Source organism: Gilvimarinus polysaccharolyticus (assembly GCF_001187555.1).
In the GTDB taxonomy this organism is placed as follows: Bacteria; Pseudomonadota; Gammaproteobacteria; order Pseudomonadales; family Cellvibrionaceae; genus Gilvimarinus; species Gilvimarinus polysaccharolyticus.
In genome coordinates this window covers 1,614,931-1,640,966 of the sequence record NZ_LFIJ01000001.1, presented here as the reverse complement: position 1 = coordinate 1,640,966, position 26,036 = coordinate 1,614,931, and the positions used below count along the sequence as shown (strand labels likewise).

Here is a 26,036-nt window from a genome sequence, read left to right as displayed (position 1 = left end):
TTTAATCAAGGAGCAACTCATGTTTACCGCCTTAACCATTTTTGTCATTGTGGCCGGCATTTTTGTCTGGAACCTGATGATTATTGTCCCCATGCGTCAGTCCTGTGTGCTGGAGCGCTTTGGTAACTTCCGGCGAGTACTAGAGCCGGGCTTTCATGTGGTGGTGCCTTTTTTAGATAAAGTCGCCTATCGCCATGAGATTCGTGAGCAAGTGTTTGATATTCCGGCCCAAAGTTGTATTACCCGAGATAATATCCAAGTCGCGGTAGATGGCTTGGTGTATTTAAAGGTGATGGATGCCAAAAGAGCCAGCTACGGAATTGGCGATTATCAAATGGCCAGTGTTAATTTGGCGCAAACCACCATGCGCTCGGAGATTGGCAAGCTCACCTTGGGGGATACCTTTTATGAACGCGATAAGTTGAATGAATCCATCGTGCGGGAAATCGACAAAGCGTCGGATCCTTGGGGCATTAAAGTCATGCGCTATGAAATTAAAAATATCGAGCCGTCGGCTCAGGTCGTTCATACCTTAGAAAAACAAATGGAAGCCGAGCGTGAAAAACGGGCCGATATTACTTTAGCTACGGCTGGCAAAGAATCTAAGATTCTGGTTTCTGAAGGCTATCGTCAAGAGGCGATCAATATTTCTGAGGGCGAGAAACAAAAGCGTATTAATGAAGCAAAAGGGCGCGCCAGCGAAATTGAAATTCTGGCGGTAGCCTCGGCCGAAGGTTTACAAAGTGTGGCTCGGGCAATTAAACAACCCGGTGGCGATTACGCGGTAAAAATGCGTTTAGTTGAAGATTTTATTGGGCGCACGGGTGAGGTAATGCAAGGCGCGGATATCTCTGTGCTGCCCGCCGACTTGGCCCATATCAAAGGCATACTAACCGCCTTAGGTAAAAACCTTGGGACCGGCGCCGCTGTTTCTGCAGGAAGCACCGCAGCACTAAAAGGAGAGTTTCAATGAACACTGGTCAAATGAATCCCATAGATATGTTTAATTTTGCCGTATGGGGCATTATCTTTTTTACCATTATAGTGCAGCTGTTTCGCTCTATACGTATTGTATCGACTCGTACCACATTGATTGTTGAGCGTTTGGGTAAGTACAAAGCAACCCTTGGGCCTGGCTTTCATGTTTTAACGCCGTTTATCGATAAAGTCATTGCGCTGCAAGACTTACGAGAAGAAACCATTGATGTACCACCGCAGGAGTGTTTCTCACGCGATGAGGTGCAAGTGCAAGTAGATGGTGTTATTTATATGTCGGTGTCAGACCCAGTTAAAGCGACTTATGGCGTAACTAGCTATCGCTTTGCGGCAATGCAATTGGCGATGACGACGACTCGTTCGGTAATTGGTACGCTAGAGTTGGACAAAACCTTTGAAGAGCGGGACATGATCAGCCAAGCGGTGGTGGACACTCTAAATAAAGCGGGTGAAGCTTGGGGCGTACATGTGCACCGCTATGAGATTAAGAACATTAAACCGCCGCACAGTGTGCAAAATGCCATGGAAAAACAGGTAACTGCAGAGCGTGAACGCCGAGCTATTTTAGCGCGTGCCGAAGGTGACAAGCAGAGCCGCATCAATACCTCTGAAGGTACTATGCGCGAGCTGATTAACCTCTCTGAAGGTGAGCGTCAACGACTGGTTAACGAAGCAGAAGGGCGTGCATCAGAAATATTATCGCTTGCTATGGCCACGGCCAGCTCACTGGAAAAAATTGGTCACGCAATTGTCCAACCGGGCGGTGAAGAGGCTATTAAGCTCAATATGTCGGAGAAGTTTATCGACAATATCGGCCACCTAGCCGATGCCCATACGTCGGTGATCTTACCGGCCGACCTAACCAATATGAGCCAGCTGTTGCAAGCGTTGGATTTACATATTGATACCGGAAGTTCTGCAAATGTTGTTACGCCAGAGCAATAACCGCAGGTGTTTGCGTCCGTTCCGTCTAGCGGTATTTTTGCTGTTGGTGTTGATGGGCGTTACTGGTTGGGTTTTAGGGCAGGGTGCTACTCGCCAAGCACCCGTTTACCAAGTCAGTATCCAGGGCGTTATCGGCCCCGGCACTTTTGGGGTGTTACAGCACGCCATTAACATGGCAGAGCTTAACAGCGCCGCCGCGTTGGTGGTGCGTATCGATACCCCTGGTGGGTTGCTAAGCAGCACGCGGGATATGGTTCGTGTTATTGGCGAATCGCAGGTACCGGTGATCGGTTATGTCGGGCCTTCGGGGGCGGGTGCTACTTCGGCGGGTGCGTTTATTTTATTGTCCACCCATGTGGCTGTGATGAATAACGGCACCACCGTAGGGGCCTCCTCGCCGGTGGCTGGCGATGGCAATGACATAAAAGGCACTATGGCCAAAAAGGTCATGAACGATTCCCGCGCCCTGATGCGTACTATTGCACAAAGCCGAGGTCGCAACGTCGAGCTGGCAGAACGTTTTGTCTCTGAGGCCCAGAGCGTAACGGCCACTGAGGCGTTACAGGCGCAGGTTATTGATCGCGTGGTGGCCGAGCCATCCCTACTGTTGTCGAGCCTTGATGGTAGTGAGATTCAGTTTCACGGTGAGCCGCACACGCTAAAGCTTGCCGGTCGTGCGGTGGTGGAGGTTACTCCGCGGATGATCGACCGCTTATTAGCATTGATTGCCCACCCACAGATCGCGCATATGTTGATCTCTTTGGGGATGCTCGCTATTTTTATTGAAATTCTCAGCCCCGGTTTAACTTTTCCTGGGGTTCTGGGTTCTATCTCGGTCATTTTGGGGTTAGTCGGTACTCAAGCTTTGCCTGTTAATATGGGTTTTTTATGCTTGCTGTTTTTAGGGCTAGCGCTGATGTTCTCTGAGTTGTTTGTGGCCGGCTTGGGCGTGCTGGGCATAGGCGGGGCGATTGCCTTTGTACTGGGAGGGTTAAACTTGTTTGATTTGCCTTTAACGGCAGAGTACCGCAATACCGTGTTAGCGGTTGGTGTGGGCGTTAGTGCCGCTATTTTACTGGCAACTTACCTGATTGGTCGGGGCTTGTCGGGCAAGCCAATCAGAAGGAAGTCGCTGGTAGGCAAGCAGGGCGAGGCTATGGTGAACTTCACTCAAGATGGTTATGTTTTGGTGAATGATAAGCGCTGGCCGGCGAAGACCAATCAACCATTGCACCACGGCGATGCTATTGTAGTGGTGGCCGAAACCGATGACGGGTGTTTAGTGGTCGAGCCCGCTTAATGTTGCTTGAGAATAATAGGCTATACGAGGGCATGCCTTATGCCCTCGGTTTTTTCTAAGAGTTATTGCTGATTCACATCTGGGTATATAGTTTTAATATCGGTAAGCATTTTCTCACGGTTGCCCTCACCGAGAAAAGATTCCGAAAACATAGCAATTTTGGATACTAGAAACTCTGTAGCTTCACGTTGGTCGATGGATACTATTGTATGGTGAAACTCTGGGAATTTTATTCCACCTTCTACATCCATCGGAAATACTCGGCCCATTACATATCGGCTGTTAATGTAATCATCGACGAGCTTGTCCATTTCAGAAAACTCCATTTCAAACACATGCTTAAACGTCTCATCCACTGAGTATCCTTTGTTAATTAAATGTAAATAACGAAATAACTTATCGTTAAGCTTGGTATCAGAATTTAGGTAGTGTACAACGGCAAAGGATCGGGCATAGAATTTTGCGCTGAATTCATGTTGATCGCGAGATCTCTCGTCTGTAATACCTAGGGCTTCTTGTTTGGTTTTAAACAGTGCTTCGGTATCGACACTCTCGGCACGGCCCATATTGTCTATCATGGAGCGAAAACGATTTTTCAATAGCGACACGTCTCCGAGCACAATGTTGCCGCGTTTTTCCATGTAGGTACCAAAATACTCGGCAATCCCTTCGTTGTACCAAGGCGGACTGGCAAGGTTTAAGGAAGAGTTGTTAATTAGTAAATGTACTAGTTCATGCAGTACAACTAATCGTCCCCAATTGCTTTTGCCGCTACTGGCGCTGCTAAAACGTCGGGCGTTGGCAAAAATGGCATACTCTTCGTCGCTACGCTTAATAAAGACCCCAGCATAGTCCCTTGGTATGCCCATCGCGCGCAGGGTACTTTTTTTCTTAGCCAGAATCACCGGTGTTTTGATGCTGGAGTCTTTTTGAGTATAGCCAAGCAGTAATGCCATAAAATGACGAAACCGCTCCAGTTCGTCCACCATTTGGCGGGCTTTTTTTTCGTTGGCGTCAGTAATAACACTAAAATTAGCTGTCTCAAGCTTAAGCCATTTTGTTTTGCTCAATTTTTTAACATCAACCTCACCTGCCGATACGGTCATCGCAAGGCTGAAGGTAGCAATAGCCAATAGTGCGGTAATACCTTGTTTTATCATTTTTATCTCCTTTTTGGGTGATCCTGTAAGAGCTTACTCTTGTAACTCTTTTCTCTCGGCACATATATTATGTTTTTATTGTTCTATTATTACTTTATTACTTTATTACTAGTTAATATTGATATTATCCTCAATATTGCATCATGTGTCACTCGGAGCTAAATGATTCGTCGGCTTTCCATGTATCGCCATCAGTTGTATTTCTTAGTGGGATTAAAGTGAGAGAGCAAGTGTGGTGATGAGTGATTGGGCTCGGCATTTAGGTATAATTATCGCAACACGTAATAAAAATGCAGGTGACTCTCTTTTGCACGCTATAACCCTCGTTTTGCAAAAACCATTAGCGGCTGCTTTTGTGTATTTATTCGCCACGTGGACTGCTTGCCCTCAGGTTACTCGGTGCTAATGCTTTTTATTTGGCGTGCTCTCGCCTTAATGTTTGTTGGCGTAGGGTTGCTTGGAGTAGTAGTGCCTGGGTTGCCGACCACAGTATTTTTAATCTTAGGTGCTTGGGCCTCAAACCACGGTTGGCCCGCGTTTAATCAGTGGTTGTTGCGTCACCCGCGTTTTGGCCCGCCCATACTTCGCTGGCAGCGCCACGGTGCGGTGCCTCGGCGAGCCAAATATTTGGCGGCCATTACTATGAGTATGAGTGGTGTGCTGATTGTGTTGTCGGCAATGCAGGTATGGTTTAAATGTGGGTTATTGCTGACGATGTGTACCGTGCTGGTGTGGCTTTGTTTGCGCCCCGAGATCAGCAGTAGCGTTGATGAGGAAAATGATTAGCTTTGTTGGCTGAACAGTATACGGCAAGGTTGATTTTGGGCTGTGCAATGCGGCAACTGCGTGTTTGGTTTGCACCGCTTAACGCGGCACACTAACAAAGTGTTTAAGAGACACGTTAGAGACTGCATGCGCTGCCTCTAACGTGGTAACTCTTTAATGTTGGTTGTGATACATCCACAAATAGCCAGTCTGAGCGCGGGTTAGGTTATCCCTGTATGCCTTTGCTCGCCAAGTATTCATCATAGGTGCCCGAAAAGTCGATAATTTTATTATCGGTAATTTCTAAAATGCGGGTGGCAAGCGATGATACAAACTCGCGGTCGTGACTGACAAAAATTAGCGTGCCGGGGTAGTTCTCTAACGCTAAGTTAAGCGACTCGATTGACTCCATATCCAAGTGGTTGGTGGGCTCATCCAGTAGCATAACGTTAGGTTTTTGCAGTGTCAGGCGGCCAAAAATCATGCGGCCTTGCTCACCACCAGAGATCACTTTAACGCGCTTGTTAATATCATCGTTAGAAAACAGCAGTCGCCCCAGAGTGCCGCGAATCAGTTGTTCATCGCCATTTACTGGTTTGAACTGGCTCATCCAATCAAACAGGGTCTCGTTGTTAGTAAAATCACTGCTGTGGTCTTGTGCGTAGTAACCGATTTGAACATTCTCGGACCATTTAACAGTGCCTGCGTCAGGGGTGAGTTCACCTTTTAATATTTTTAGTAAAGTCGTTTTACCCGCGCCGTTTTCACCAATAACAGCAATACGCTCGCCCACTTCTACCATTAAATCGAATGGCTTAAACAATGGACCTTCATCAAAACCTTTGCTCAGGTTGTGTACTTCTAGTGCTAAACGGTGCAGCTTTTTGTCTTGCTCAAAGCGAATGTACGGGTTAACTCGGCTAGAGGGCTTAATGTCCTCTAACTGAATTTTGTCGATTTTTTTGGCGCGCGAGGTGGCTTGCTTGGCCTTAGAGGCGTTGGCCGAAAACCGACTCACAAACGATTGCAGTTCGGCAATTTGGGTTTTCTTTTTGGCGTTGTCGGCGTATTGGCGCTCACGCACAGCCGTGGCGGCGGTCATATAATCATCATAAGTGCCGGGGTAGAGACGAATCTCACCGTAGTCGACATCGGCCATATGGGTACAGACACTGTTTAAAAAGTGCCGATCGTGCGAGATGATAACCATGGTGCTACTGCGCTGGTTGAGCATTTCGCTCAGCCAGTGAATAGTGTGAATGTCCAAGTTATTGGTTGGCTCATCCAGCAGTAGTACGTCGGGATCAGAGAACAACGCTTGGGCCAGCAATACCCGCAATTTCCAGCCGGGGGATATCTCGCTCATTGGCGAAAAGTGTTGATCGACTCCAATGCCTAAGCCTAACAGCAGTTCGCCGGCACGAGACTCGGCGGTGTAGCCATCCATCTCGGCAAATTCAGTTTCAAGATGAGCCACTTGAATACCGTCTGCCTCGCTCATCTCGGGCAAACTGTAAATGCGGTCACGCTCTTCTTTCACCTTCCACAGCTCGGCGTGACCCATAATAACGGTATCGACTACAGAGTACTGTTCAAAGGCGAACTGATCTTGGCGCAGCTTACCAATGCGCTCACCAGGGTCGAGCGATACATTGCCTGCGCTAGGGGTTAAATCGCCCCCGAGGATCTTCATAAAGGTCGACTTGCCGCAACCATTAGCGCCAATTAAGCCGTAGCGATTGCCGTTGCCAAATTTTACGGAAACGTCTTCAAATAACGGCTTGGCGCCGAACTGCATGGTGATATTAGCGGTAGTGAGCACGCGAGATCCTGTGGTGAGTGGTGGTGTTTGCCCGCTCAGAAATTGTATTAAATCCGAGCATTAGCAAGAAGCGCGCGATTGTCCCAGAACTGGGGTGATACATCAATGTTAAAAACTCACTGCAGCTAGCTATCTGGTTGGGCCATTCGAGGGTAAAGTTGCATTGTGCTGTCTTTAGGTCTTGCTGACCATAAGGTATGATCAGAGACGTTCGAAGTGTTATTGGCCAATAATAATCAATATTGAGAGCTTAATTATGATGACTTTACCCCGTTTCTTGCGGACTTGCGCTGCCACTTGGTGTTTTGCGTTATTGGCCCTGCTGTCGGCTGATGTGTTAAGTAAACCAAATGTAGCGGCGGCGCAGCCCGAGTTGCGCCAGCGGTTGTTGGTGTTAACGGATATTGAGGCTGATCCTGACGATGCGCAAACACTTGTACGACTGTTGCACTACGTCAACGTGATCGATTTAGAAGGGTTGGTAGCCACCACCTCGATTCATCAGCAGGCCATGGTTGCGCCAGAGACTATCCATAAAATTATTGATGGTTACGCCGAGGTGCGCGATAACCTCATAAAGCATGAGAAAGGCTACCCCAAAGCCAAAACATTGCGTGCGTTAGTGAAACAAGGGCTCCCCGTTTATGGCATGCAAGGGGTTGGCCCCAAGCAAGACTCCGAGGGTTCTGATTGGATTATTAAGGCGCTAGAGCGCGACGATGAGCGGCCTTTGTGGATCTCGGTATGGGGCGGCCCCAATACCTTGGCACAAGCGCTGTATCGCCTGCGCGAAACCAAAAGCACAGACGAGCTACAGCGATTGATCGCCAAGTTGCGCGTTTACACAATCTCAGATCAAGATGACTCTGGCCCTTGGATGCGGCAGAACTTTCCCGAGCTGTTTTATGTTGTCAGCCCCGGCGGTTATGGTGCGGCTACATGGACCGGTATTAGCAGTGTGGTGGATGGCATTGATAGTACGACTATTAGCAATCAATGGTTGGCGGATAATATTCAGCAGTCCCACGGGCCGTTGGGCATGCTCTACCCAGATGTTGCCTATGGGGTAGAGGGTGATACTCCAGCGTGGCTCAATTTAATACCCACAGGCTTAAGCGTGCCGGAGCAGCCAAGCTGGGGTGGTTGGGGCGGTCGCTATGAGTTATATACGCCCAAGTTGGAAGATTTAGACCCCAAAGGTTTTACCGGCGGAGTACCAGTAGCGGCCGAAACACGCCCTATTTGGACCAACGCGGTCGATAACTATACGCCGCCAATAGCGCGGCCTTTTGGCCGAGCAACCGGTCAGGGTAGTATAGCCTTTAGTGATTTCCGCACCACTTTATGGCGCTGGCGAGATGAATTTCAAAATGACTTTGCCGCGCGCATGGACTGGGGCACTAAGTCTTATGCCGAAGCTAATCACCCGCCAGTGGTGGTACTTAAGCACCCCCGGCAAGTGTCGGTTACCTCTGGCAGTTATTTTCATTTGGATGCTCGTGGCAGCTACGACCCAGATGGCGACAGCTTACAATACTGGTGGTTTAACTATCCAGAAGCCGGCAGTATGAAAGACGCGGTGGCGATTAACAGCGCCGAGAACATGGTACGAGTGCACGTGCGCGCCCCCGAGGTAGAACAACCCGAGCAGTTACACTTTATTGTTAAAGTTACCGATCGCGGTCTGCCACCATTGACGCGCTATGAGCGGGTGATTGTGACGGTGGAGCCGTAATTGGTTGGTTGCTCGCCTTTGGCGGCGGTAGCTTTTTATATACCTGTATCGCCGAGCGGGACGAGTGATTTTACTCTACTCGTTATGCCGGCCTTGAGCCGGTATCCAGTGGCTTTTTAGCTACGGAGTGCCTTGGGTGCTATACGATTACAACGATAGGTTGCTGCCTTGTGTGCCCTCAGTCGCCGGGCGCGCGAGTCACTTTTCTGTTTGGCCAGAAAAGTAACCAAAAGGCAGCTCCTGCGCACAGCCCAGGCTGCCATCTCTTGCTTTGCAATTCACCTTGTCCATGCGTGCTTACCCACTAAAATAGGCTTCCGCTCGGCTGGCTGTAGGGGGCCCTAAAAGCGGCGCTTCGTAGCTGGCTGAGCTGATGCCATGCCAGATTTGTTGCTCTACATCGTCATGCCGGCCTTGGCCGGTATCCATGGCTTTTTAGCTACGGAGTGTTTTGGGTGCTATACGACAGCATTAACTAGTTGTTGAACTAGCTTTCGCGCCTGCCTTGATGTATATACGTCATTGACGTATATTTGAATAATGTACACCGTTATAGAAACTCCCACCTTTACGGAAGATGCTAAAGAGCTGTGGTCTGAACAAGACCGAGGTGCATTTTGCGCTTGGTTGGCCGCAAACCCTGAAGTAGGGGATGTTATTCCTGGCAGCGGTGGTTGCCGAAAGGTTCGCTGGCGTAGGCAAGGCAAAGGTAAAAGTGGCGGTGTACGGGTTATTTACTTCACTCGCCTTAAAAATGGTGAGTTGTGGTTGTTGGTGATTTACGCAAAGAGTGTTCGCGGCAATATCCCGGCTCATTTGCTGAAATCCATCCGAGAGGTAATTGAGCATGGCTAAGCAAAATACAATGTCCGGCGAGGAGCTAGGCAACAAACTTCTGCAGTCTGTTAATGAAATGAAGGCGGGCAAGGTGGCACGTACCACGGAGGTTTCACCCAACGAAGTGGCGGCGGCTCGTATTAAAACCGGGCTTTCACAATCACAGTTCGCGCAAGCTTTGCACATATCGCCTCGCACTCTTCAAGAGTGGGAGCAAGGCCGTCGCAAACCCTCGGGCGCTGCTCAAGCGCTAATTAAAATTGCGTTTAAGCACCCTGAAGTGATTGCAGAGTCATTGATGGCGGCAGGTTAGTTATCTGGTTGTATCGCCCGAGGCGAGTGGTTTTGTTGGTTGTTGAGTGCTGTAGGTGCTAAACGATTACATTGGTTGATATTACAGCCTTGTGTGCCCTCACTCGCCGGGCGGGCGAGTCACTTTTCTGTTTGGCCAGAAAAGTAACCAAAAGAGGCCACCCCGGCATCTTAGCCCTAACGGGTTCCCTCGCTCCGGCCGATTTTAGCGGGCCGCATCGACACACCTTACCCCAGGGCACCCTCTCTTGCTGCGCAATTCACCTTGTCCCTGGCGAGGCGATGCTTGCGCACGCCTCCATGCGTGCTTACCCACTAAAATAGGCCTCCGCTCGGCTGGCTGCAGGGGGCCCAAAAGCGGTACTTCGTAGCTGAACTTCGAATGTATTATGCGGATATAGCTTGCCATGCTTGGCATAAAAAACATTATCGAGTAGTATCGATAAATAACAGGCGCCAACATAAAATCAGCGCGGATGAAGACGGAGAGTAGTGATTAAATGGATGTTCTCTTTCAAGCCCCATTTACCCCTTTCTCTTAGCTCCTTTACGACAAACACGCATAACCGCGAGTCTTCTAATGCGAGCCGACTTGCTTTCAGATTTTGTGAGGCTGTTGTGGTCAGGCCTGACCCTTGTGCTTCTCTAAGAAATATAGAATTGTAGGGATAAAAATGAATGAAATTAGTAAGTTGAGCGATTACGCTTCTTTTGTAGAGGATTTACCTAAGGAGTTCAGCCTGTCAAGAGGTCAATCTGGAGACTACCCTCTACTACCTAGCGCTCTCAGAAAGGACAGTGCGTCAGGAAACCGAAAGTTTCCAAAAAGAGCAATTCGAAATTTTCTTGCACAGTTCAAGATAAATTCTTACCAGTATATGGATGCACCTTGGGATATCAAAAATGATGTGGAATGGATGTTGTACGCCCAACACTATGGACTTCCGACAAAGCTAATGGATTTTACGATTTCACATATCACATCTCTTTTGTTTGCTGTGGAAAAGTCATTTCAAGCGGGCACAGATAAAGATGCAGTGGTTTATTTTTTGAATCCAATGGAATTAAACCAAAAAAATATGGAGCAATCTGCGATCGTTAATGTATCAGGCTCAGATGGTGTCAGTGCCGAAGGTTATGATGGCCCTATAGCTGTACAAGGCCGGAAAATAAATTCCAGAATAAATGCCCAAAAGGGTCTTTTCGTTCTTTTTCAGGATGATGATGAACCGTTAGAGAATACAGTCGATGAGGGCATATTAAAAAAAGTGGTAATTCCCGGTGATGCGACGAAAGAAATTCTTTCCTCGCTATTCTCCATGGGGATTAGTTTTTCTCACATATACCCTGAGCTATCCTCAGTTTCAAAGGATATTTTATTGCAGCAAGATATTGATGATTTTCTTAGGGAGGAAGAGTGATGACTGGGGTCTTTAATATAAACAGAAAAGATGAAACCTTAACCTGGCAAACTGTAACTCAAAGAATTGAATTGGGATTCGAACTACAAGAGTTTTATGGCGAATTAACGCCTAAGGATATTCTTAAATTTAATGACGCTATAGTTATTGATCCAGACTATCAGCGAGAATACAGGTCATCAATTTCTGATGAAAGTTCTTTGATTGAATCTGCTCTCTTGGAAATCCCTATTCCTCCAATATTCTTAGCAACTCAAAAATATCGAGGTGTTCAGGTTTTAAATGTTGTTGATGGTCAGCACAGGTTGAGGGCCTTTTATAGATATATAAATAACCATTACTCACTTAAGGGGTTGAAGTTATTACCTGATTTTATTGATAAGTCATTTAGTGACTTAGATATAAGTGATCAAACGTCGCTTATGAGCAAAGGGATAACTTGCATCACATTTCGTGATTTCCCAGGGAAGGAGTTTGAGCTGGAAATCTTCAGTAGGTATAACAAGGGAACAAAGCCATTAACCCCTCAAGAAATTAGGCATGCGGTTTATGATTCTAAAACCAATGACTTGGTAAATGTATTTTGCTCTGATCTTATTAAGGAGCCGAAGTCGAAATTAGCGAAAGCTTACGCCGTTTCTAAAGATCGATTTCAGAAAAAAACCATTCAAGAAAATATTTTTGTAATATTGAGTATTGTTGAAAATGGTATAAACCAAGATTTTAAAAATGATCAAGGTAAAACTCAAAAGGTAGTTAAGTCTCCACAGTTTGCTGAAACTTATATGAAATCTAAGTCAGAAGATGAAGAGGATGAAGCTTATGCAGCGTCAAGTAAAAGTTTTTCAGAATTTAATAGTTTTATTGAAAAGTTGACCAAAATTACTGATTATCCATTTTCTAGAGAGATTTATGGAATATCGCAAAGAGGGAATAAGTTCCAAGTTTCAATTTCGATGATACTAGCAGCCATATTTAGGAAGTTGAAAAGCAGTGATTTTGATTTTGAGCTTCTGGAAAATGAGGACGCTTTAGCTAAATTCTCTAGTTACATTAGTGAATGTTTAAATAAATCTTATCTAGAAGATGTTGAGTATAGAGCCTCTACAACTAACCCTGTAGAAATTGAAAAATTGGTTGATAAGTTTGAATTTAATCAATAGGAGCAGCGTCGTTGATTTTTGAAAATATCGGAGTCCGGCCTTAAATTGTGAACTTTATTTATAGCTAACTACGAAGCACCGTTTTAATCCCCCCCTGCAGCCAGCCGAGCGTAGGCCTATTTTAGGGGGTAAGCAGATAGGACATCTGCGCAAGTATCGTCACGCCATGGACGGCGTGTCGATGCGGCCCGCTAAAATCGGCCGGAGCGAGGGAACCCGTTAGGGCTGAGATGCCGGGGTGGCCTCTTTTGGTTACTTTTCTGGCCAAACAGAAAAGTGACTCGCCCGCCCGGCGATTGAGGGCACACAAGGTAGTAACCAACCGATGTAATCGCTTAGCACCCAAAGCACTTCGGAGGTAACAAAGCCCCGCGCTAAGCGTGGAGCTCCTACTGCCCCGGCTCATACCCCAACACTGGACTTAACCATCTTTCTAGTTCGGTCAGCTCCATACCTTTGCGCTCGGCAAGCGATTCAACCTGATCTTTGTCGATTTTACCAATAGCAAAGTACTCGGATTGCGGGTGCGAGAAGTACCAGCCAGCCACTGCGGCGGTGGGCAGCATGGCATAGTTTTCGGTAAGCTCCATGCCGGCGTTTAACTCGGCGTTTAATAGCTTAAACAGCGTGCCTTTCTCGGTGTGGTCGGGGCAGGCTGGGTAACCGGGCGCGGGACGAATGCCGCGGTAGCGCTCGCGAATTAAATCTTCGTTACTGAGGTTTTCATCTGGCTCAAACCCCCAAAACTCGGTACGTACGCGGCGGTGCATATGCTCGGCAAAGGCTTCAGCCAAGCGGTCGGTTAGGGCTTTTACCATGATCGCGTTGTAATCGTCGCCGGCATCTTTGTATTGCTGCGATAACTCTTCGGCACCAATGCCGGTGGTGACCGCAAAGCCGCCAATATAATCTTGTTTGCCCGAGTCGGCAGGAGCAACAAAGTCGGCCAGTGAAAAGTTAGGCTTTTTGTTGCCGGCTTTTTGTTGTTGCTGGCGCAAGTGGTGCAGCTTGGCCAGTGGCTCGCCTTGCTCATCGCGCACAATAATATCATCGTGGTTAACAGTGTTGGCGGGCCAAAAACCGATAACGGCACGGGCTTTCACTTTTTTGTTGGCGATCAAGTCTTTCAGCATGGCCTGGGCGTCGGCAAATAAACTGCGCGCAGCTTCCCCGACTACTTCATCATCGAGAATTTTGGGGTACTTGCCCGCTAAATCCCAGCTGATAAAAAACGGTGTCCAGTCGACAGTGTCTAGCAGATCTTCGAGTGAGTAATCGTCAAACGTTCTTATCCCGGTAAAGCTGGGAACGGGTGGGGTGTAACTGCTCCAATCTTCTTTAAAACCGTGTTCGATAGCATTGCTATAGTTACGCAAAGTGCCGCGTGGTTTGCGGTTAGCGTTGCGCACTCTTACCGCCTCGTACTCTTCTTGCAGTTTGTTAATAAAGGGGGCGCGGCGATCTTCATCGGCCAACAGCGTGCTACACACGCCCACGGCACGTGAGGCATCGGTCACGTAAACCACCTGGTTGATATTAAACGCGGGGTCTACTTTAACGGCCGTGTGCGCTTTAGAGGTAGTCGCGCCACCGATTAACAGTGGTTTATTGACGCCTAAACGTTGCATCTCGCGGGCTACTGACACCATCTCATCGAGTGATGGGGTGATTAAGCCAGACAGCCCGATAATGTCGCAGTTTTGCTCGATAGCGACTTTAATAATTTTATCGGCCGGCACCATAACGCCTAAGTCGACCACTTCAAAATTGTTGCACTGCAACACCACCCCGACAATGTTTTTACCAATGTCGTGGACATCGCCTTTTACGGTGGCCATTAAAATTTTGCCGTTGGGTTTGGTGGCCTCGGTTTTTTCGGCCTCAATAAACGGCTGTAAGTGTGCTACCGATTGCTTCATAACCCGCGCGGATTTTACCACTTGGGGTAAAAACATTTTACCCGAGCCAAATAAATCGCCCACCACGTTCATGCCGTCCATCAACGGGCCTTCAATAACGTCTAGTGGTCGTGCTACTTGCAGTCGGGCCTCTTCGGTGTCTTCGATAATAAAGGCATTAATGCCTTTTACTAGGGCGTGCTCCATGCGTTTGGCAACATCCCAGCTGCGCCACTCTAAGTCTTCTTTTTTGGCAGTGTCGCTACCGCCTGCGCGGTATTTCTCGGCAATGTCTAGCAGTGCTTCGGTGCCCTCTGGGCTTTTGTTTAAAATAACATCTTCGACGATATCTTTAAGTTCGGCCGGTAGGTCATCGTACACCGCCAGTTGGCTGGCATTAACAATGCCCATGTTCATGCCGGCTTTAATGGCGTAGTACAAAAACACTGAGTGAATCGCCTCGCGCACCGGATCGTTACCACGAAACGAGAAGGACACATTGGATACGCCGCCAGAAACGCCCGCGTGCGGTAAGTTTTCACGAATCCATTGGGTCGCTTGAATAAAATCTACCGCGTAGTTGTTGTGCTCTTCGATACCGGTGGCAATGGCAAAAATATTGGGGTCAAAGATAATATCTTCGGGCGCAAAGCCCACCTCGTCTACCAAGATGCGGTAAGAGCGCTCGCATATTTCTTTTTTGCGATCGACCGTGTCGGCCTGACCGTCTGAGTCAAACGCCATAACGACGACCGCGGCACCGTAACGCATACATAGGCGGGCGTGTTTAACAAACTCCTCTTTGCCTTCTTTTAGGCTAATGGAGTTAACAATGCTTTTGCCTTGAATACATTTTAAACCGGCTTCTATGACATCCCACTTAGACGAGTCCACCATAATCGGCACGCGAGAAATATCGGGCTCGCCGGCAATGAGGTTTAAAAATCGCACCATGGCGGCTTTGGAGTCGAGCATGCCCTCGTCCATATTGATGTCGATAACCTGTGCGCCGTTTTCTACCTGTTGTAGCGCCACCTCTAGTGCAGTGTCGTAATCTTCCTCGACAATTAAGCGTTTAAAGCGTGCCGAGCCGGTAATGTTGCAGCGCTCACCAACGTTTACAAACAGCGAATCGCGGGTAATGTTAAAAGGCTCTAACCCCGATAAACGACAGGCGGGCTCGATGGTGGGGATAATACGCGGTGCGTGTTTGGCGACCGCTTGGGCGATATCTTGAATATGCTCGGGGCGAGTGCCGCAACAGCCGCCAATAATGTTCACAAAGCCGGCGCTGGCAAATTCTTCGACAATCTCGGCCATTTCTTCTGGCTCTTGGTCGTACTCGCCAAACTCGTTGGGCAGTCCAGCGTTGGGGTGGGCCGACACATAGCAGTTAGCAACGCGCGACAGCTCTTGCACGTATTGGCGCAGCTCGGCCGCGCCAAGAGCACAGTTAAGGCCAATCGAGAGCGGTTTTGCGTGCGCCAGCGAGTTGTAAAACGCCTCGGTGGTTTGGCCCGATAGTGTACGCCCAGAGGCATCGGTAATGGTGCCCGAGATCATAATGGGCAGCTCAAAACCCAGTTCGTCAAAGGCGGTTTTTACCGCAAAAATGGCGGCTTTGGCATTCAGCGTATCAAAAATGGTTTCGATCAAGATTAAATCGGCGCCGCCCTCGGCCAACGCTTTGGTGGCCTCGACGTAGTTCTCGACCAGCTGATCAAAGGTTATGTTGCGTGCGCCTGGATCGTTAACATCGGGCGATATAGAGCAGGTGCGCGAGGTGGGCCCTAGTACCCCGGCAACATAGCGCGGCTTATCTGGGTTTTGTGCGGTGATCTCATCGGCTACTTCACGAGCAAGCTTGGCGCCTTGCAGGTTAAGCTCGTACGCGAGCGACTCCATGCCGTAGTCGGCCATAGACACTTGGGTCGAGTTAAATGTGTTGGTCTCTAGAATATCGGCTCCCGCCTCAAGGTAGCTTTGATGGATCTCTCGCATTAAAGCGGGCTGGGTTAGGTTGAGTAGATCGTTGTTGCCTTTTACATCGCTGGGGTAATCGGCAAAGCGCTCGCCGCGATAATCCGCCTCAGAGAGCTTGTAGCTCTGAATCTGGGTGCCCATGCCGCCATCGAGTACAATAATGCGCTCGGTTAAGGCTTGTTTGAGCTGGGCAATGCGTTGGTCGCGATCTGTAACACTCATGCAAAAAACCTATGTTTTAACGTATTTTAAAAGACAGTATTAACGTGTGTATCGGGTGGGCGGGTATCAACCGCGCATTTTACCAGCTATTGGTGGGCAATAGGGCACGCGGACATTAGAATTGTAGCCAGTTAATCGAAATCGATGCTCATTTGTCCGAGCCGAGTTTCACCTGGTGCCATTGTCCAGCTGTCGTTTAGGCAGGCGCCGCGTTCGACGCAAACGTAGCCGACATGATTCCCCGCGCCAATATCGCCAATATTGGCGGCCAGCTCGGGGCCGGTATTCCACACCACTACGCTGGGGCTTTTGTCGCCAGTCACCTGTAACCGGCGGCTGGCATCATTAAGTGTGACAGGTTGCTGGATGTTCTCGTACACGCGGTCTAATTCGCCGGTAAAACGGATCGGACCAGACTGTATAAAGCGCTCACCAGCTTTAACTTTATCGCTGTACTCGCAGCCATCTAAGCCCTCAATGCGCACCTGAGTAATGTCACTGACGGCAAAATAGGTGTGCATAACCCAGCTGGCATTAAATGCACGCGAGCTTTGATTGGTTAAGGCCAACTCAAGCGCCAGAGTGTCGCCTAAGGTTAAGCTGAGCTGGGCGCTAAAATCGTACTCAAACAAAGCATCGGCTGTATGGTTTAAGCACAGCTGTAAAACGGCACTGCCTTGCTCGTCTAGGTATGCGGTACTTAGCTCCCACGTTTGGGTACGGGCAATACCGTGCTTGGGGCGGCTATGGTCGCTTGGGTGTGGGCCAAACCAAGGCAAACACAAAGGAATACCGCCGCGTAAGCTAGCGTTTGGGCTAAAATTACACTGCGGGCTTACCCACAACAGCTCGGCGCCGTCATTAGGTGTAAAGCTCATCAGCTGCGCACCGTTAAGCGCTAAGGTGGCGCGACACTTAGGTGTGTTAACTCGTAGCAAAGCAAGGCCGCTACCAGAGTGGTTGGGGTAGAGAGTGGCGCTATCGGTTAGCTCAAGAAAGTCGCAACGGGCGACAATTTCATCTAAAGAGGTGGCAATCATGTGGGCTCGTTGTGGTTTGGTTGGTCGTTAAGCTGCGGTTGCTGGTGGTATTTAAAGGCCGATAAAAGCGGCGTGTTTGTGGGGCAACTCACTAAGTGTGACAAATTTTAACAAATTTGTTGTCGTAGCGCACAGTATGAGTAAGAGGTTTAAGGTTTCGTTATAGAGCTAGGCGCAGTATTATGCGCGCCCGCTTAACAATATTGAGGTTAGTGTGTCGCAAACAGTAGTTACTGTCGGTCAACGTTACGTAAGTGATACTGAACCCGAGCTGGGTTTAGGTGTGGTACTGCAAGTCGAGGGTAGTACGGTGGATATCGGCTTTCCCGCCGCCGAACAACGTCGGACTTATTCGCTCAAAGAGGCTCCCCTTAGCCGGGTACGCTACGCCGAAGGCGAACGCGTAAAGCATCAGGCCGGGCAGTGGTTGGTGGTGCAGCAAGTGATCGAGCAGGGTGGTTGTTTGTTGTATCAAGCCTTAAATGACGACGGCGAGATACGCGCGATCCCCGAATTTGAGCTTGATAGCTTTGTGCAGTTTAGCAAGCCACGCGAGCGTTTATTCTCGGGCCAAATTGATCGCAGCAATCATTTTGCTTTGCGTTACCGCAGCCAAAACCTGCGCCACCAAATCGAGAGTACTCGGGTATTTGGGTTGGCAGGGCCTAAAGTGTCGCTGTTGCCCCACCAATTGTATATTGCCGAGCAAGTTGCCAGCCGGTTTGCGCCGCGAGTGTTACTGGCCGATGAAGTCGGTCTGGGTAAAACCATCGAGGCGGGATTAATCTTACACCGTCAGCTACTTACCGGCCGCACCCAGCGCGCCTTGGTAGTAGTGCCGCCGGCACTGTTGCATCAGTGGCTGGTAGAGATGCTACGGCGTTTTAACTTGTCGTTTACGCTGCTTGATGAAGAGCGCTGCCAAGCGCTGGACGGCACCGAAGACGATATGCTCGATTTTGATATGGACGACGAGCAGTTGCTTGATAGTCTTGAGGCGGACGAGATTAACCCGTTTGAGTCGGCGCAATTAGTATTGTGCTCACTGGACTTTTTAACTGCCAACCCGCAGCGTTTACAGCAAGCGTTAGCCGCCGAGTGGGATATGCTGCTGGTCGATGAGGCGCATCACTTGAGTTGGAGCCCCAGCCACGTCAGCGATGAGTATATCGCTATCGAGCAATTGGCCAGCCGTGCCCGCGGTTTACTGCTGCTAACCGCCACCCCCGAGCAACTAGGGCTTGAGAGTCACTTTGCCCGCTTGCGTTTGCTAGACCCCGACCGCTACTACGATTTTGCAACGTTTATCGCCGAGCAACAAAGCTATAAACCTTTAAGTGATTTAGTCGAGCAAATTCTGGCGCAGCGCCCCGACACTCCAGAGCAGATTGGCAGTTTGCCGGCCGAGCACTGGAGCGCGCTGGCCGAATATTTAGACGCCGATGCGATTGCCGCCGCGCAACAGCAAGCCGAACAACAATCACTGGCCGCCGCCATTGACGAGCTGGTAACCGTGTTGCTGGATCGTCACGGCACTGGCCGGGTTTTGTTGCGCAACACACGTCATGCGGTAAAAGGGTTTCCGACACGACATTTACACGAGCACCCGATTGCGCTGGATTCGGCCGATGCCGAGGCGTTGGCCGGCCGTGAACTTGCCAGCCAGCTGCACCCCGAATACTACTGGGCAGCGCAGGGTGATTGGTGGCTTAGCGACCCGCGCGTTGCATGGTTAAAAGCGTTTATTAAAGCGCGTCGTGGGCAAAAAATCTTAGTGATTTGCGCCGATAGCGATACTGCGCAAGAGCTAGAGCTGTATTTGCGTTTGCGCCAAGGCGTTGCCTCGGCGGTATTCCACGAGAACATGAACCTAATTGCGCGCGACCGCGCCGCCGCTTATTTTGCCGATATGGAAGACGGTGCGCAGGTGTTGATCGCCTCAGAAATTGGCAGCGAAGGTCGCAACTTTCAATTTGCGCAAGATCTAGTGTTGTTTGATTTACCGCTTAACCCCGATCTTTTAGAACAGCGCATCGGTCGGCTCGATCGTATTGGTCAAGCCGGTGAGATTCATCTGCATGTTCCTTTGTACACCGCCCCCGAGGGTTTAACCGCGCAAGAGAAACTGGCCCGTTGGTATCACGAAGGTATTAATGCTTTTACCCATACCTGCGCTATTGGCCATGCCGCTTTTGCGCGTTTTGGCGATGAACTAACACAGGCTCTCAGTAGCAGCAGTGGCGGCGATGGACTTAATGCACTGGTAGACGAGACAGCCGCTTTCTCGCAGGCTCTAAACGCTGAGCTGCAAGCCGGGCGCGATCGCTTGTTAGAGCTAAACTCTTGTCGCCCGCAGGTGGCGGCGCAATTGGTCGAGCAACTACAGCAACAAGACGAGGGCGTAGTATTGCCCGACTTTTTAATGCGTGTGCTCGATAGCTTTAACGTCGATTACGAGCGCCACAGTGAGAACAGTTGGGTGCTGCACCCCGGCGAGCACATGAAGGTCGACCCGTTTCCTGGCTTGCCCGAATCGGGTTTGACCATTACGTTTGATCGCCAGCAGGCGCTGGAGCGCGATGATATTAGCTTTGCCACATGGGAGCATCCGCTAGTACGCGGTGCGCTAGAGCTGATTTTGGATACCGAGTTTGGCAACACAGCGGTTGCGACGTTAAAGCTGCCACCGTTAAAACCCGGCACTTTAATGGTCGAGGCGGTGTTTTGTTTGCATTGCCCCGCGCCGCAACAACTGCAATTAACACGCTACTTACAAGATGCTGTTATGCGGGTACTGCTTGATGTAAACGGCAAAAACTTTGCCGCCGTGTTAAGTCCCGACAAGCTCGCCAAAGTAGTCAAAAAAGTACCGCGCGTAACATCACAAGAGCTCGTGCGGCACTCGCGTGCACAGATTGCCGGCTTACTCGACCGCGCAGAAGAAATGATAGCCCCCGAGCGCGACACCCAAGTCAATGCGGCACTGGCCAGTGCCCAGCAGTTGCTAGGCGCCGAAATTAGCCGACTGCAAGAGCTGGCCAAGGTTAACCCCAATGTACGCCAAACCGAAATAGACCAGCTGCAACAACAGCTTAACGCTACCGTACAGCACCTAGAGCAAGCCAGTTTAAAGCTGGATGCGGTGCGAGTAATTGTGGCGGTTTAACCAAAAGTAGCGGCGCCAGCTAAGCTTATTACTGGCGCCGCTTTGCTTAAAAAATACAAGGTACTTTTATGTACATATTTTCTGCCGATGCAACAGCACGCAAAGACATAGATGAAGACGTTAAAACCGGCCAACAAGTGCCATTTATTGTTTATATTAATTTTACCGACCTGTTTGGCGCCGAACAGTTGTGTAAGATTTATTTAATGCGCGCGGGTTTTACCGAGATTAGCATCAGCAAGCGCAAAGGTGTACCGGCCTCGCTGCTCGCGGATAAACGTGTTGTCGCTGCCGATAAGGCCTTAAGCGAAGCGCTAAAGGACGGCTATCATATTCAAATGTACGACGATTTTTAAACTGCACTAAACTCGCTTGCCTGTGGCTGTACTTTAAGGCGACAATCAGCATTCCTTTAAACAATAAAAACAAGGACTGCTATGCCACAGGCCGATACCGTTGTTACCGATGATACTCTCCCACCGTTATTAGCCGAGCCTTGGCAGCCCATCGAACGCGCCTACTGCTCGGTGTTACGTATTGTTGTGCTTATCTATTTAACCATCATCACTAGTGTTGCACTGGTCGTTATGTGGTTTGCCGACCCTGTGATATTGCCAGTTGTTACAACGGTTTTGGGCGGTGTACTGCTGTTGGGGCTGTTTTTATTGTTGTTGTGGGCGCCGCGCCGTGTAAAACACACCCAGTATTTATTGCGTGAACAAGATGTCCATGTACGGGTTGGTTTTTGGTGGCACGCAACCACCTCGGCGGCTAATAACCGCGTGCAACACACCGAGGTAACTCAGGGGCCGCTGGAGCGTTTATACGGCTTAAGTAAATTGGTCATTTATACCGCAGGGGGTAATCAATCGGATGTGAAAATACCGGGTTTGCCTACTGCAACGGCGCACCGTTTAAAAAATTATCTGACAGAGCAAGTTGTGGCCGAGGAGCTGCTCGATGCAGCCGAATAACCAATGGCAACGGGTGTCGCCTATTGCTACGGTCTATTTCTTTGTTAAATCTTTACCGCACCTAATGAATTTTTGGCCGGCACTGGTGCCGTTGCTTGCCGGCGGCGAGCAAGTGCGCCGCATGGCGTTTACCTATGGTATACCGGCGGCGTTGTTGTTATTGGTTGTGGGCGTTTTTTTACAGTATTGGTTTTTTAGTTTTAAGGTAGAAGAAAAGCGCCTGACGCTGCGCTCGGGTGTGCTTAATCGTAAACGCTTAACGCTGGACTTTGAGCGTGTGCAGCAAGCCGATATTGTCCATCCGTTTTATTTTCGGCCTTTTGGTTTAGCCACGCTAGGCTTTGAAAGCGCAGGCTCTGCCCAGCAAGAGGTCGATGTGCCTGGGCTTAGCGTTGCTGCGGCCGAAAGCTTACGCCGCTTGGTGCTAGAGCAGGCGGCAACGGCAGAGCTACCAGCCGATGATGCCTCCGCGACAACCGAGGCAGATTTTTCACTGCGTTTAGGGCCCGCCGAGATTCTCCGTTACGGTTTAATGCACAACACCTTGCTGTACTTGGCACCATTGGCGGCTCCGCTCGGGCAATATATCGGGCCGCTGTTGGAGTCATCGGTAGCCTCTATTGAGCACTCCCAAGCCTACGCACTGATTAGCTGGGTGAGCGAGAATTTAGCCATTTCGGCGACTTTGGTGCTGGGACTGTTGGCGGTGCTGGCCGGTACTACACTGTTGTTTGGTTTGTCGGTGGTATTGGCGCTGGTGCGCTATTGGGATTATCAGCTAACCCGAGTTGGCGACAGCTTTCAGTACCGAGCCGGCTTAACCACCATTCGCACCCGTGGCTTTAAACACTATAAGCTGCAAAAGGTCACTATTACTCAAGGTTTAATTGCTAGGTTACTGCGCCGCCACAGTATGGTTATTAGTAAGGCGGGCAGCTTTGGCGCGATGCAGGCACAAAACAATCAACGTTTTGAAGTACCTGTGCTGGATATTATTAATCTATTACTGCTGCGTGGCGAGCTGTCATTGCCGTCGGCCAGTTGGCAGTGGGTGAGTCGATCCTATTGGTTGTTTCCGGTCATGTTTATGGCGTTCTTGCTCGGCCTTAGTGTTTTGTTTGGCTGTTTTTTACTTGGTACAGCGGCTGTGTGGGGTTTGTTGTTACTGCCTCTGATTTATCTTTATTTTAAGCGCCGCTGGTACTGTCTTGGGTATTACCGTGATAGTGATTGGCTGGCACTGCGCACCGGCTTTATCGGTTTTACCGAACGTTGGTTACCTACGGGTAAATTGCAAAAAATTCGAGTGGTTGCCACGCCAATATCACGTTGTTTTGGCTTGGTTCACCTGCAAGTATGGAGCGCCGATGGGGTGATGACGATTCCCTGTTTACCTATTGCGCTGGCCAATCAGATGCGCGATTCATTGCTCACCGATGTGGTCAATTATCGTCGCGCTTGGTTGTAGCGTGCTTTTATTTGTATAGGAGTTACCTATGAGTGACGTATTGCTCTATCAAGCCGCTAACACACTAGAGGCACAAATGATTGTTGATGTGCTGAGTCAAACCGGTATTACGGCTCATGTTCAAGGCGCTTATTTACAGGGTGGGATAGGCGAGCTACAAGCGTTGGGGGTGGTGCGGGTAATGGTTGATACGCAAGATTATAGCCGCGCTCGAGAGGTGACTGAGCAGTGGGATGCTACCCCAGCTTCTGCTGCGGATGAAAGTTCTGCGGCAAGCTCGGTTAAATCGGCACGGGTGTTGTGGGGCGTGTTGATAGGGGCGGCAGCTGCGATAGTGTGGTTGATGTTTATTTCGGCTTAGTTGCCGGTAGATTGTACAGCTACACTTTGATCGCCTCAGCTTAGGCCAACTTCTTGCGATCTTGCTACGTCATAAAGCTGTGTTATAAAACTAACCGAGATGATAAAAAATCATAAAAAAGGGGTAACTAAAAAGTCACCCCTTTTTTACGTTTACGGCTACTTATTACTTAGTGTTGGCAAACTTCTTCTTTTTGTTTCTTGGCTTAAAGCTGCCGCCGGGAGCACCTGCACCTTTACGGGCGGGGCCGCGATCTTCGCTTAACGATAGCACTTGCCCACGTACATGAATGCTGGCAATTTTTTGTGCCATTGCTGCATCCATGTCGTTTGGTAGATCCAGAGTCGAGAAAGTATCAAACAATTTGATTTGTCCGATTTGACGGCTCTGTAAGCCTGCTTCGTTTGCAATAGCGCCAACAATGTCGCCTGGACGCGCATTGTGGTTGCGGCCAACTTCGATACGGAAGCGCTTCATGCCTTCTTCTGGACCGCGTGAACGACGCTCGCCACGATCACTGCGTTCACCACGATCACTGCGCTCGCGTTTTTCGCGTACAGGGTCGGGTTTAATATCGGCCAGTTTAACTTGTAGCGGACGATCTTTTTGCAACAAGTAAGCCATAACCATGGCTAGTTTTTCAGGCTCAATTTCTTTTTCACGGCAGTAGTTTCCTAGCAGGTCATCAAAGAAGCTTAAGTCTTGATCCGACTCTAACACCTCGTTAATGCCTTGGAAAAACTGATCAACACGCGCCGCAGTGATGGTGTCGCCGCTTGGCAGTTTCATCGCTTCAATGCGCTGTGAGGTGGCTTTCTCGATGGCAAACAGCAGGCGTTTTTCGCGCGGGGCGACAAACAAAATCGCCTTGCCCGAACGACCAGCACGGCCGGTACGGCCAATACGGTGAACGTAAGCTTCGCTATCGTAAGGAATATCATAGTTAATAACGTGGCTTACACGCTCTACGTCAATACCGCGTGCGGCAACGTCGGTGGCAACCAAGATATCCAGTTTCTTGTTCTTTAAACGCTCGATGGTGCGCTCGCGCAATTGCTGGTTCATATCACCGTTAATTGCAGCGGCCGAGTAACCGCGCGCTTCTAACTTTTCGGCCAGCTCTACCGTGGCCGTTTTGGTGCGTACAAACATAATAATGGCATCAAACGGCTCGACTTCTAGGATGCGGGTTAGGGCGTCTAGTTTGTTGGTGCCGCTGACCATCCAGTAAACTTGTTCGATATTGGCGCCAGTTTTACTTTCGTTAGCAATCCGAATTTCTTCTGGTTCGCGCAAGTAAGTAGTGGCGACGCGACGAATCTCTTTTGGCATAGTGGCCGAGAACAACGCCGTTTGGCGGGTCGCTGGGGTGTGTTCTAAAATCCACGATACGTCGTCGATAAAGCCCATACGCAGCATTTCATCAGCTTCGTCCAGCACTAAGTTGGTTAACTTAGACAGGTCGAGGCTGTTGCGACGTAAGTGATCCATTACACGTCCTGGGGTGCCGACAACGACTTGTGCGCCGCGCTTTAACTGACGCAATTGGCCGCGCATGTCTTGGCCGCCGTAAATTGGCAGGACATGAAAGCCAGACATTTCGCTGGCGTAGCGTTGAAACGCTTCGGCCACCTGAATAGCAAGTTCGCGGGTCGGGGCCAATACTAGAATTTGAGTGTGCGATTTAGTCACATCAACTTGTGACAACATAGGCAGGGCAAAGGCGGCGGTTTTACCGGTACCTGTTTGCGCCAAACCAACGATATCTTTACCGGCTAGCAGCGCAGGAATAGCAGCGGCTTGAATCGGTGAAGGTACTTCGTAGCCAACTTTGGTTACGGCTTTTAATACTGGCGCAGACAAGGCCAGATCGGAAAATGTAAGAGTTTCTGTGGTCATTAATTTATCCCGGTGCGCAAATAGCGCAACATTCTTTTACGTTGACGCGACAAAGCGCGCCGTGAGGCGGAGTTTTTGACCCGGAATGATCGCGATGGCGCACACCTAAAGGCGACGCTTACGATAAAGTGCAACACAAACAACTGCCGAGAACGGTAGCAAAGCTACTGCTTAAACTCGGGTATTCGCCGTTCGGCTTGGTGTTAACAACACAGTTTGCTAAAAATACAGCTGCGAAGAAAACTAGGGGCGCTAGGCGCCAAAATAAGCACAGGCGAGACACATGCATGGTATACACACTGCCGGGAAGCCATGTTCTAGCTTCCTCCCGGGCTCCGATTTTCTGGCGTTCGATAAGATCGAGCGGCCAAAGTCTAGAGCCAATCAGCATTACCCTGCAGTGTTCTGTGCACGCAGACGAGCCTTACAAATAGCGGCTCTTTAGTAGGTGGGCTTTACTGAGGCGCGCAGTATAGGCGATTGGCTAGGGTTTGACCAGTAGTATTTTTAAGAGGGTAGCTTGGGCGCAGAGCTTTCAACCTAATTGTGGTTACTTATGAGTAATGGTG

Annotated in this window: 19 protein-coding genes; 14 read left to right on the top strand and 5 right to left on the bottom strand. The window is 49.5% G+C overall.

Annotation, left to right across the window (positions count from 1 at the left end):
* Positions 1-19: 19 nt before the first annotated feature.
* Genes GILYN3_RS07135 through GILYN3_RS07125 form a run of 3 tightly spaced genes read left to right on the top strand, consistent with a single transcriptional unit; the run spans position 20 to position 3,241 of the window.
* Positions 20-973 carry an SPFH domain-containing protein gene (locus GILYN3_RS07135; RefSeq protein ID WP_049722197.1) on the top strand — a complete coding sequence of 318 codons (954 nt, stop codon included), beginning with the start codon at positions 20-22 and terminating at the stop codon, positions 971-973.
* Positions 970-1,941 (top strand): slipin family protein, encoded by a 972-nt coding sequence (locus tag GILYN3_RS07130; protein ID WP_157484866.1) that lies wholly within the window; start codon positions 970-972, stop codon positions 1,939-1,941. The genes GILYN3_RS07135 and GILYN3_RS07130 overlap by 4 nt, the downstream gene beginning before the upstream one ends.
* Positions 1,898-3,241 (top strand): NfeD family protein, encoded by a 1,344-nt coding sequence (locus GILYN3_RS07125; protein WP_157484865.1) that lies wholly within the window; start codon positions 1,898-1,900, stop codon positions 3,239-3,241. Before GILYN3_RS07130 ends, GILYN3_RS07125 begins: the two co-directional genes overlap by 44 nt.
* Positions 3,242-3,303: 62 nt before the next feature.
* Here the strand turns inward: GILYN3_RS07125 and GILYN3_RS07120 are convergent, their stop codons facing one another.
* The gene (locus tag GILYN3_RS07120; protein ID WP_049722195.1) at positions 3,304-4,401 is read right to left on the bottom strand and encodes a DUF1570 domain-containing protein; all 1,098 of its coding nucleotides are present in this window, start codon (positions 4,399-4,401) and stop codon (positions 3,304-3,306) included.
* Positions 4,402-4,806: 405 nt separating this feature from the next.
* Between GILYN3_RS07120 and GILYN3_RS07115 the strand changes: the two genes are divergently transcribed.
* Entirely contained in the window at positions 4,807-5,187 is a 381-nt protein-coding gene (locus tag GILYN3_RS07115; protein WP_049722194.1) for a YbaN family protein, read from the top strand.
* 205 nt (positions 5,188-5,392) lie between these two features.
* On the opposite strand, the gene GILYN3_RS07110 is transcribed toward GILYN3_RS07115, so the two are convergent.
* Positions 5,393-6,988: an ABC-F family ATPase gene (locus GILYN3_RS07110; protein ID WP_049722193.1), complete on the bottom strand. Its 1,596-nt coding sequence runs from the start codon at positions 6,986-6,988 to the stop codon at positions 5,393-5,395.
* 256 nt (positions 6,989-7,244) lie between these two features.
* Between GILYN3_RS07110 and GILYN3_RS07105 the strand changes: the two genes are divergently transcribed.
* The 5 genes from GILYN3_RS07105 to GILYN3_RS07085 all read left to right on the top strand — a co-directional run bounded on the left by GILYN3_RS07105 (position 7,245) and on the right by GILYN3_RS07085 (position 12,456).
* A complete protein-coding gene (locus tag GILYN3_RS07105; protein ID WP_232305522.1) occupies positions 7,245-8,723 on the top strand; it encodes a DUF1593 domain-containing protein in 1,479 nt (492 codons plus the stop codon).
* Between the two features lie 540 nt (positions 8,724-9,263).
* Positions 9,264-9,578, top strand: a complete 315-nt coding sequence (locus GILYN3_RS07100; protein WP_049722192.1) for a type II toxin-antitoxin system RelE/ParE family toxin — start codon at positions 9,264-9,266, stop codon at positions 9,576-9,578.
* Positions 9,571-9,873 carry a helix-turn-helix domain-containing protein gene (locus tag GILYN3_RS07095; RefSeq protein WP_049722191.1) on the top strand — a complete coding sequence of 101 codons (303 nt, stop codon included), beginning with the start codon at positions 9,571-9,573 and terminating at the stop codon, positions 9,871-9,873. The genes GILYN3_RS07100 and GILYN3_RS07095 overlap by 8 nt, the downstream gene beginning before the upstream one ends.
* A 673-nt stretch (positions 9,874-10,546) precedes the next feature.
* A complete protein-coding gene (locus GILYN3_RS07090; protein WP_049722190.1) occupies positions 10,547-11,293 on the top strand; it encodes an FRG domain-containing protein in 747 nt (248 codons plus the stop codon).
* Complete coding sequence (locus GILYN3_RS07085) at positions 11,293-12,456, top strand: DUF262 domain-containing protein (protein WP_049722189.1); 1,164 nt, start codon at positions 11,293-11,295, stop codon at positions 12,454-12,456. Before GILYN3_RS07090 ends, GILYN3_RS07085 begins: the two co-directional genes overlap by 1 nt.
* Before the next feature lie 389 nt (positions 12,457-12,845).
* Here GILYN3_RS07085 and metH read toward each other — a convergent pair whose 3' ends face one another.
* Together metH and GILYN3_RS07075 are read right to left on the bottom strand one after the other, a co-directional pair.
* A complete protein-coding gene (gene metH / locus GILYN3_RS07080) occupies positions 12,846-16,559 on the bottom strand; it encodes a methionine synthase (protein ID WP_049722188.1) in 3,714 nt (1,237 codons plus the stop codon).
* Between the two features lie 131 nt (positions 16,560-16,690).
* Positions 16,691-17,599, bottom strand: a complete 909-nt coding sequence (locus GILYN3_RS07075; protein WP_049722187.1) for a D-hexose-6-phosphate mutarotase — start codon at positions 17,597-17,599, stop codon at positions 16,691-16,693.
* 214 nt (positions 17,600-17,813) lie between these two features.
* On the opposite strand from GILYN3_RS07075, the gene rapA reads away from it, so the two are divergent.
* The 5 genes from rapA (at position 17,814) to GILYN3_RS07050 (ending at position 23,568) form a co-directional block, all read left to right on the top strand.
* Entirely contained in the window at positions 17,814-20,765 is a 2,952-nt protein-coding gene (rapA, locus tag GILYN3_RS07070) for an RNA polymerase-associated protein RapA (protein ID WP_049722186.1), read from the top strand.
* Positions 20,766-20,833: 68 nt separating this feature from the next.
* Positions 20,834-21,121 carry a hypothetical protein gene (locus tag GILYN3_RS07065; protein ID WP_049722185.1) on the top strand — a complete coding sequence of 96 codons (288 nt, stop codon included), beginning with the start codon at positions 20,834-20,836 and terminating at the stop codon, positions 21,119-21,121.
* An 81-nt stretch (positions 21,122-21,202) separates the two neighbouring features.
* Entirely contained in the window at positions 21,203-21,739 is a 537-nt protein-coding gene (locus tag GILYN3_RS07060) for a PH domain-containing protein (RefSeq protein WP_049722184.1), read from the top strand.
* Positions 21,726-23,207, top strand: coding sequence for a PH domain-containing protein (locus GILYN3_RS07055; protein ID WP_049722183.1), 1,482 nt, complete (start codon positions 21,726-21,728; stop codon positions 23,205-23,207). The genes GILYN3_RS07060 and GILYN3_RS07055 overlap by 14 nt, the downstream gene beginning before the upstream one ends.
* 28 nt (positions 23,208-23,235) lie before the next feature.
* Positions 23,236-23,568 (top strand): putative signal transducing protein, encoded by a 333-nt coding sequence (locus GILYN3_RS07050; RefSeq protein ID WP_049722182.1) that lies wholly within the window; start codon positions 23,236-23,238, stop codon positions 23,566-23,568.
* Positions 23,569-23,733: 165 nt separating this feature from the next.
* Here GILYN3_RS07050 and GILYN3_RS07045 read toward each other — a convergent pair whose 3' ends face one another.
* Complete coding sequence (locus tag GILYN3_RS07045; protein ID WP_049722181.1) at positions 23,734-25,467, bottom strand: DEAD/DEAH box helicase; 1,734 nt, start codon at positions 25,465-25,467, stop codon at positions 23,734-23,736.
* Between the last annotated feature and the right edge of the window lie 569 nt (positions 25,468-26,036).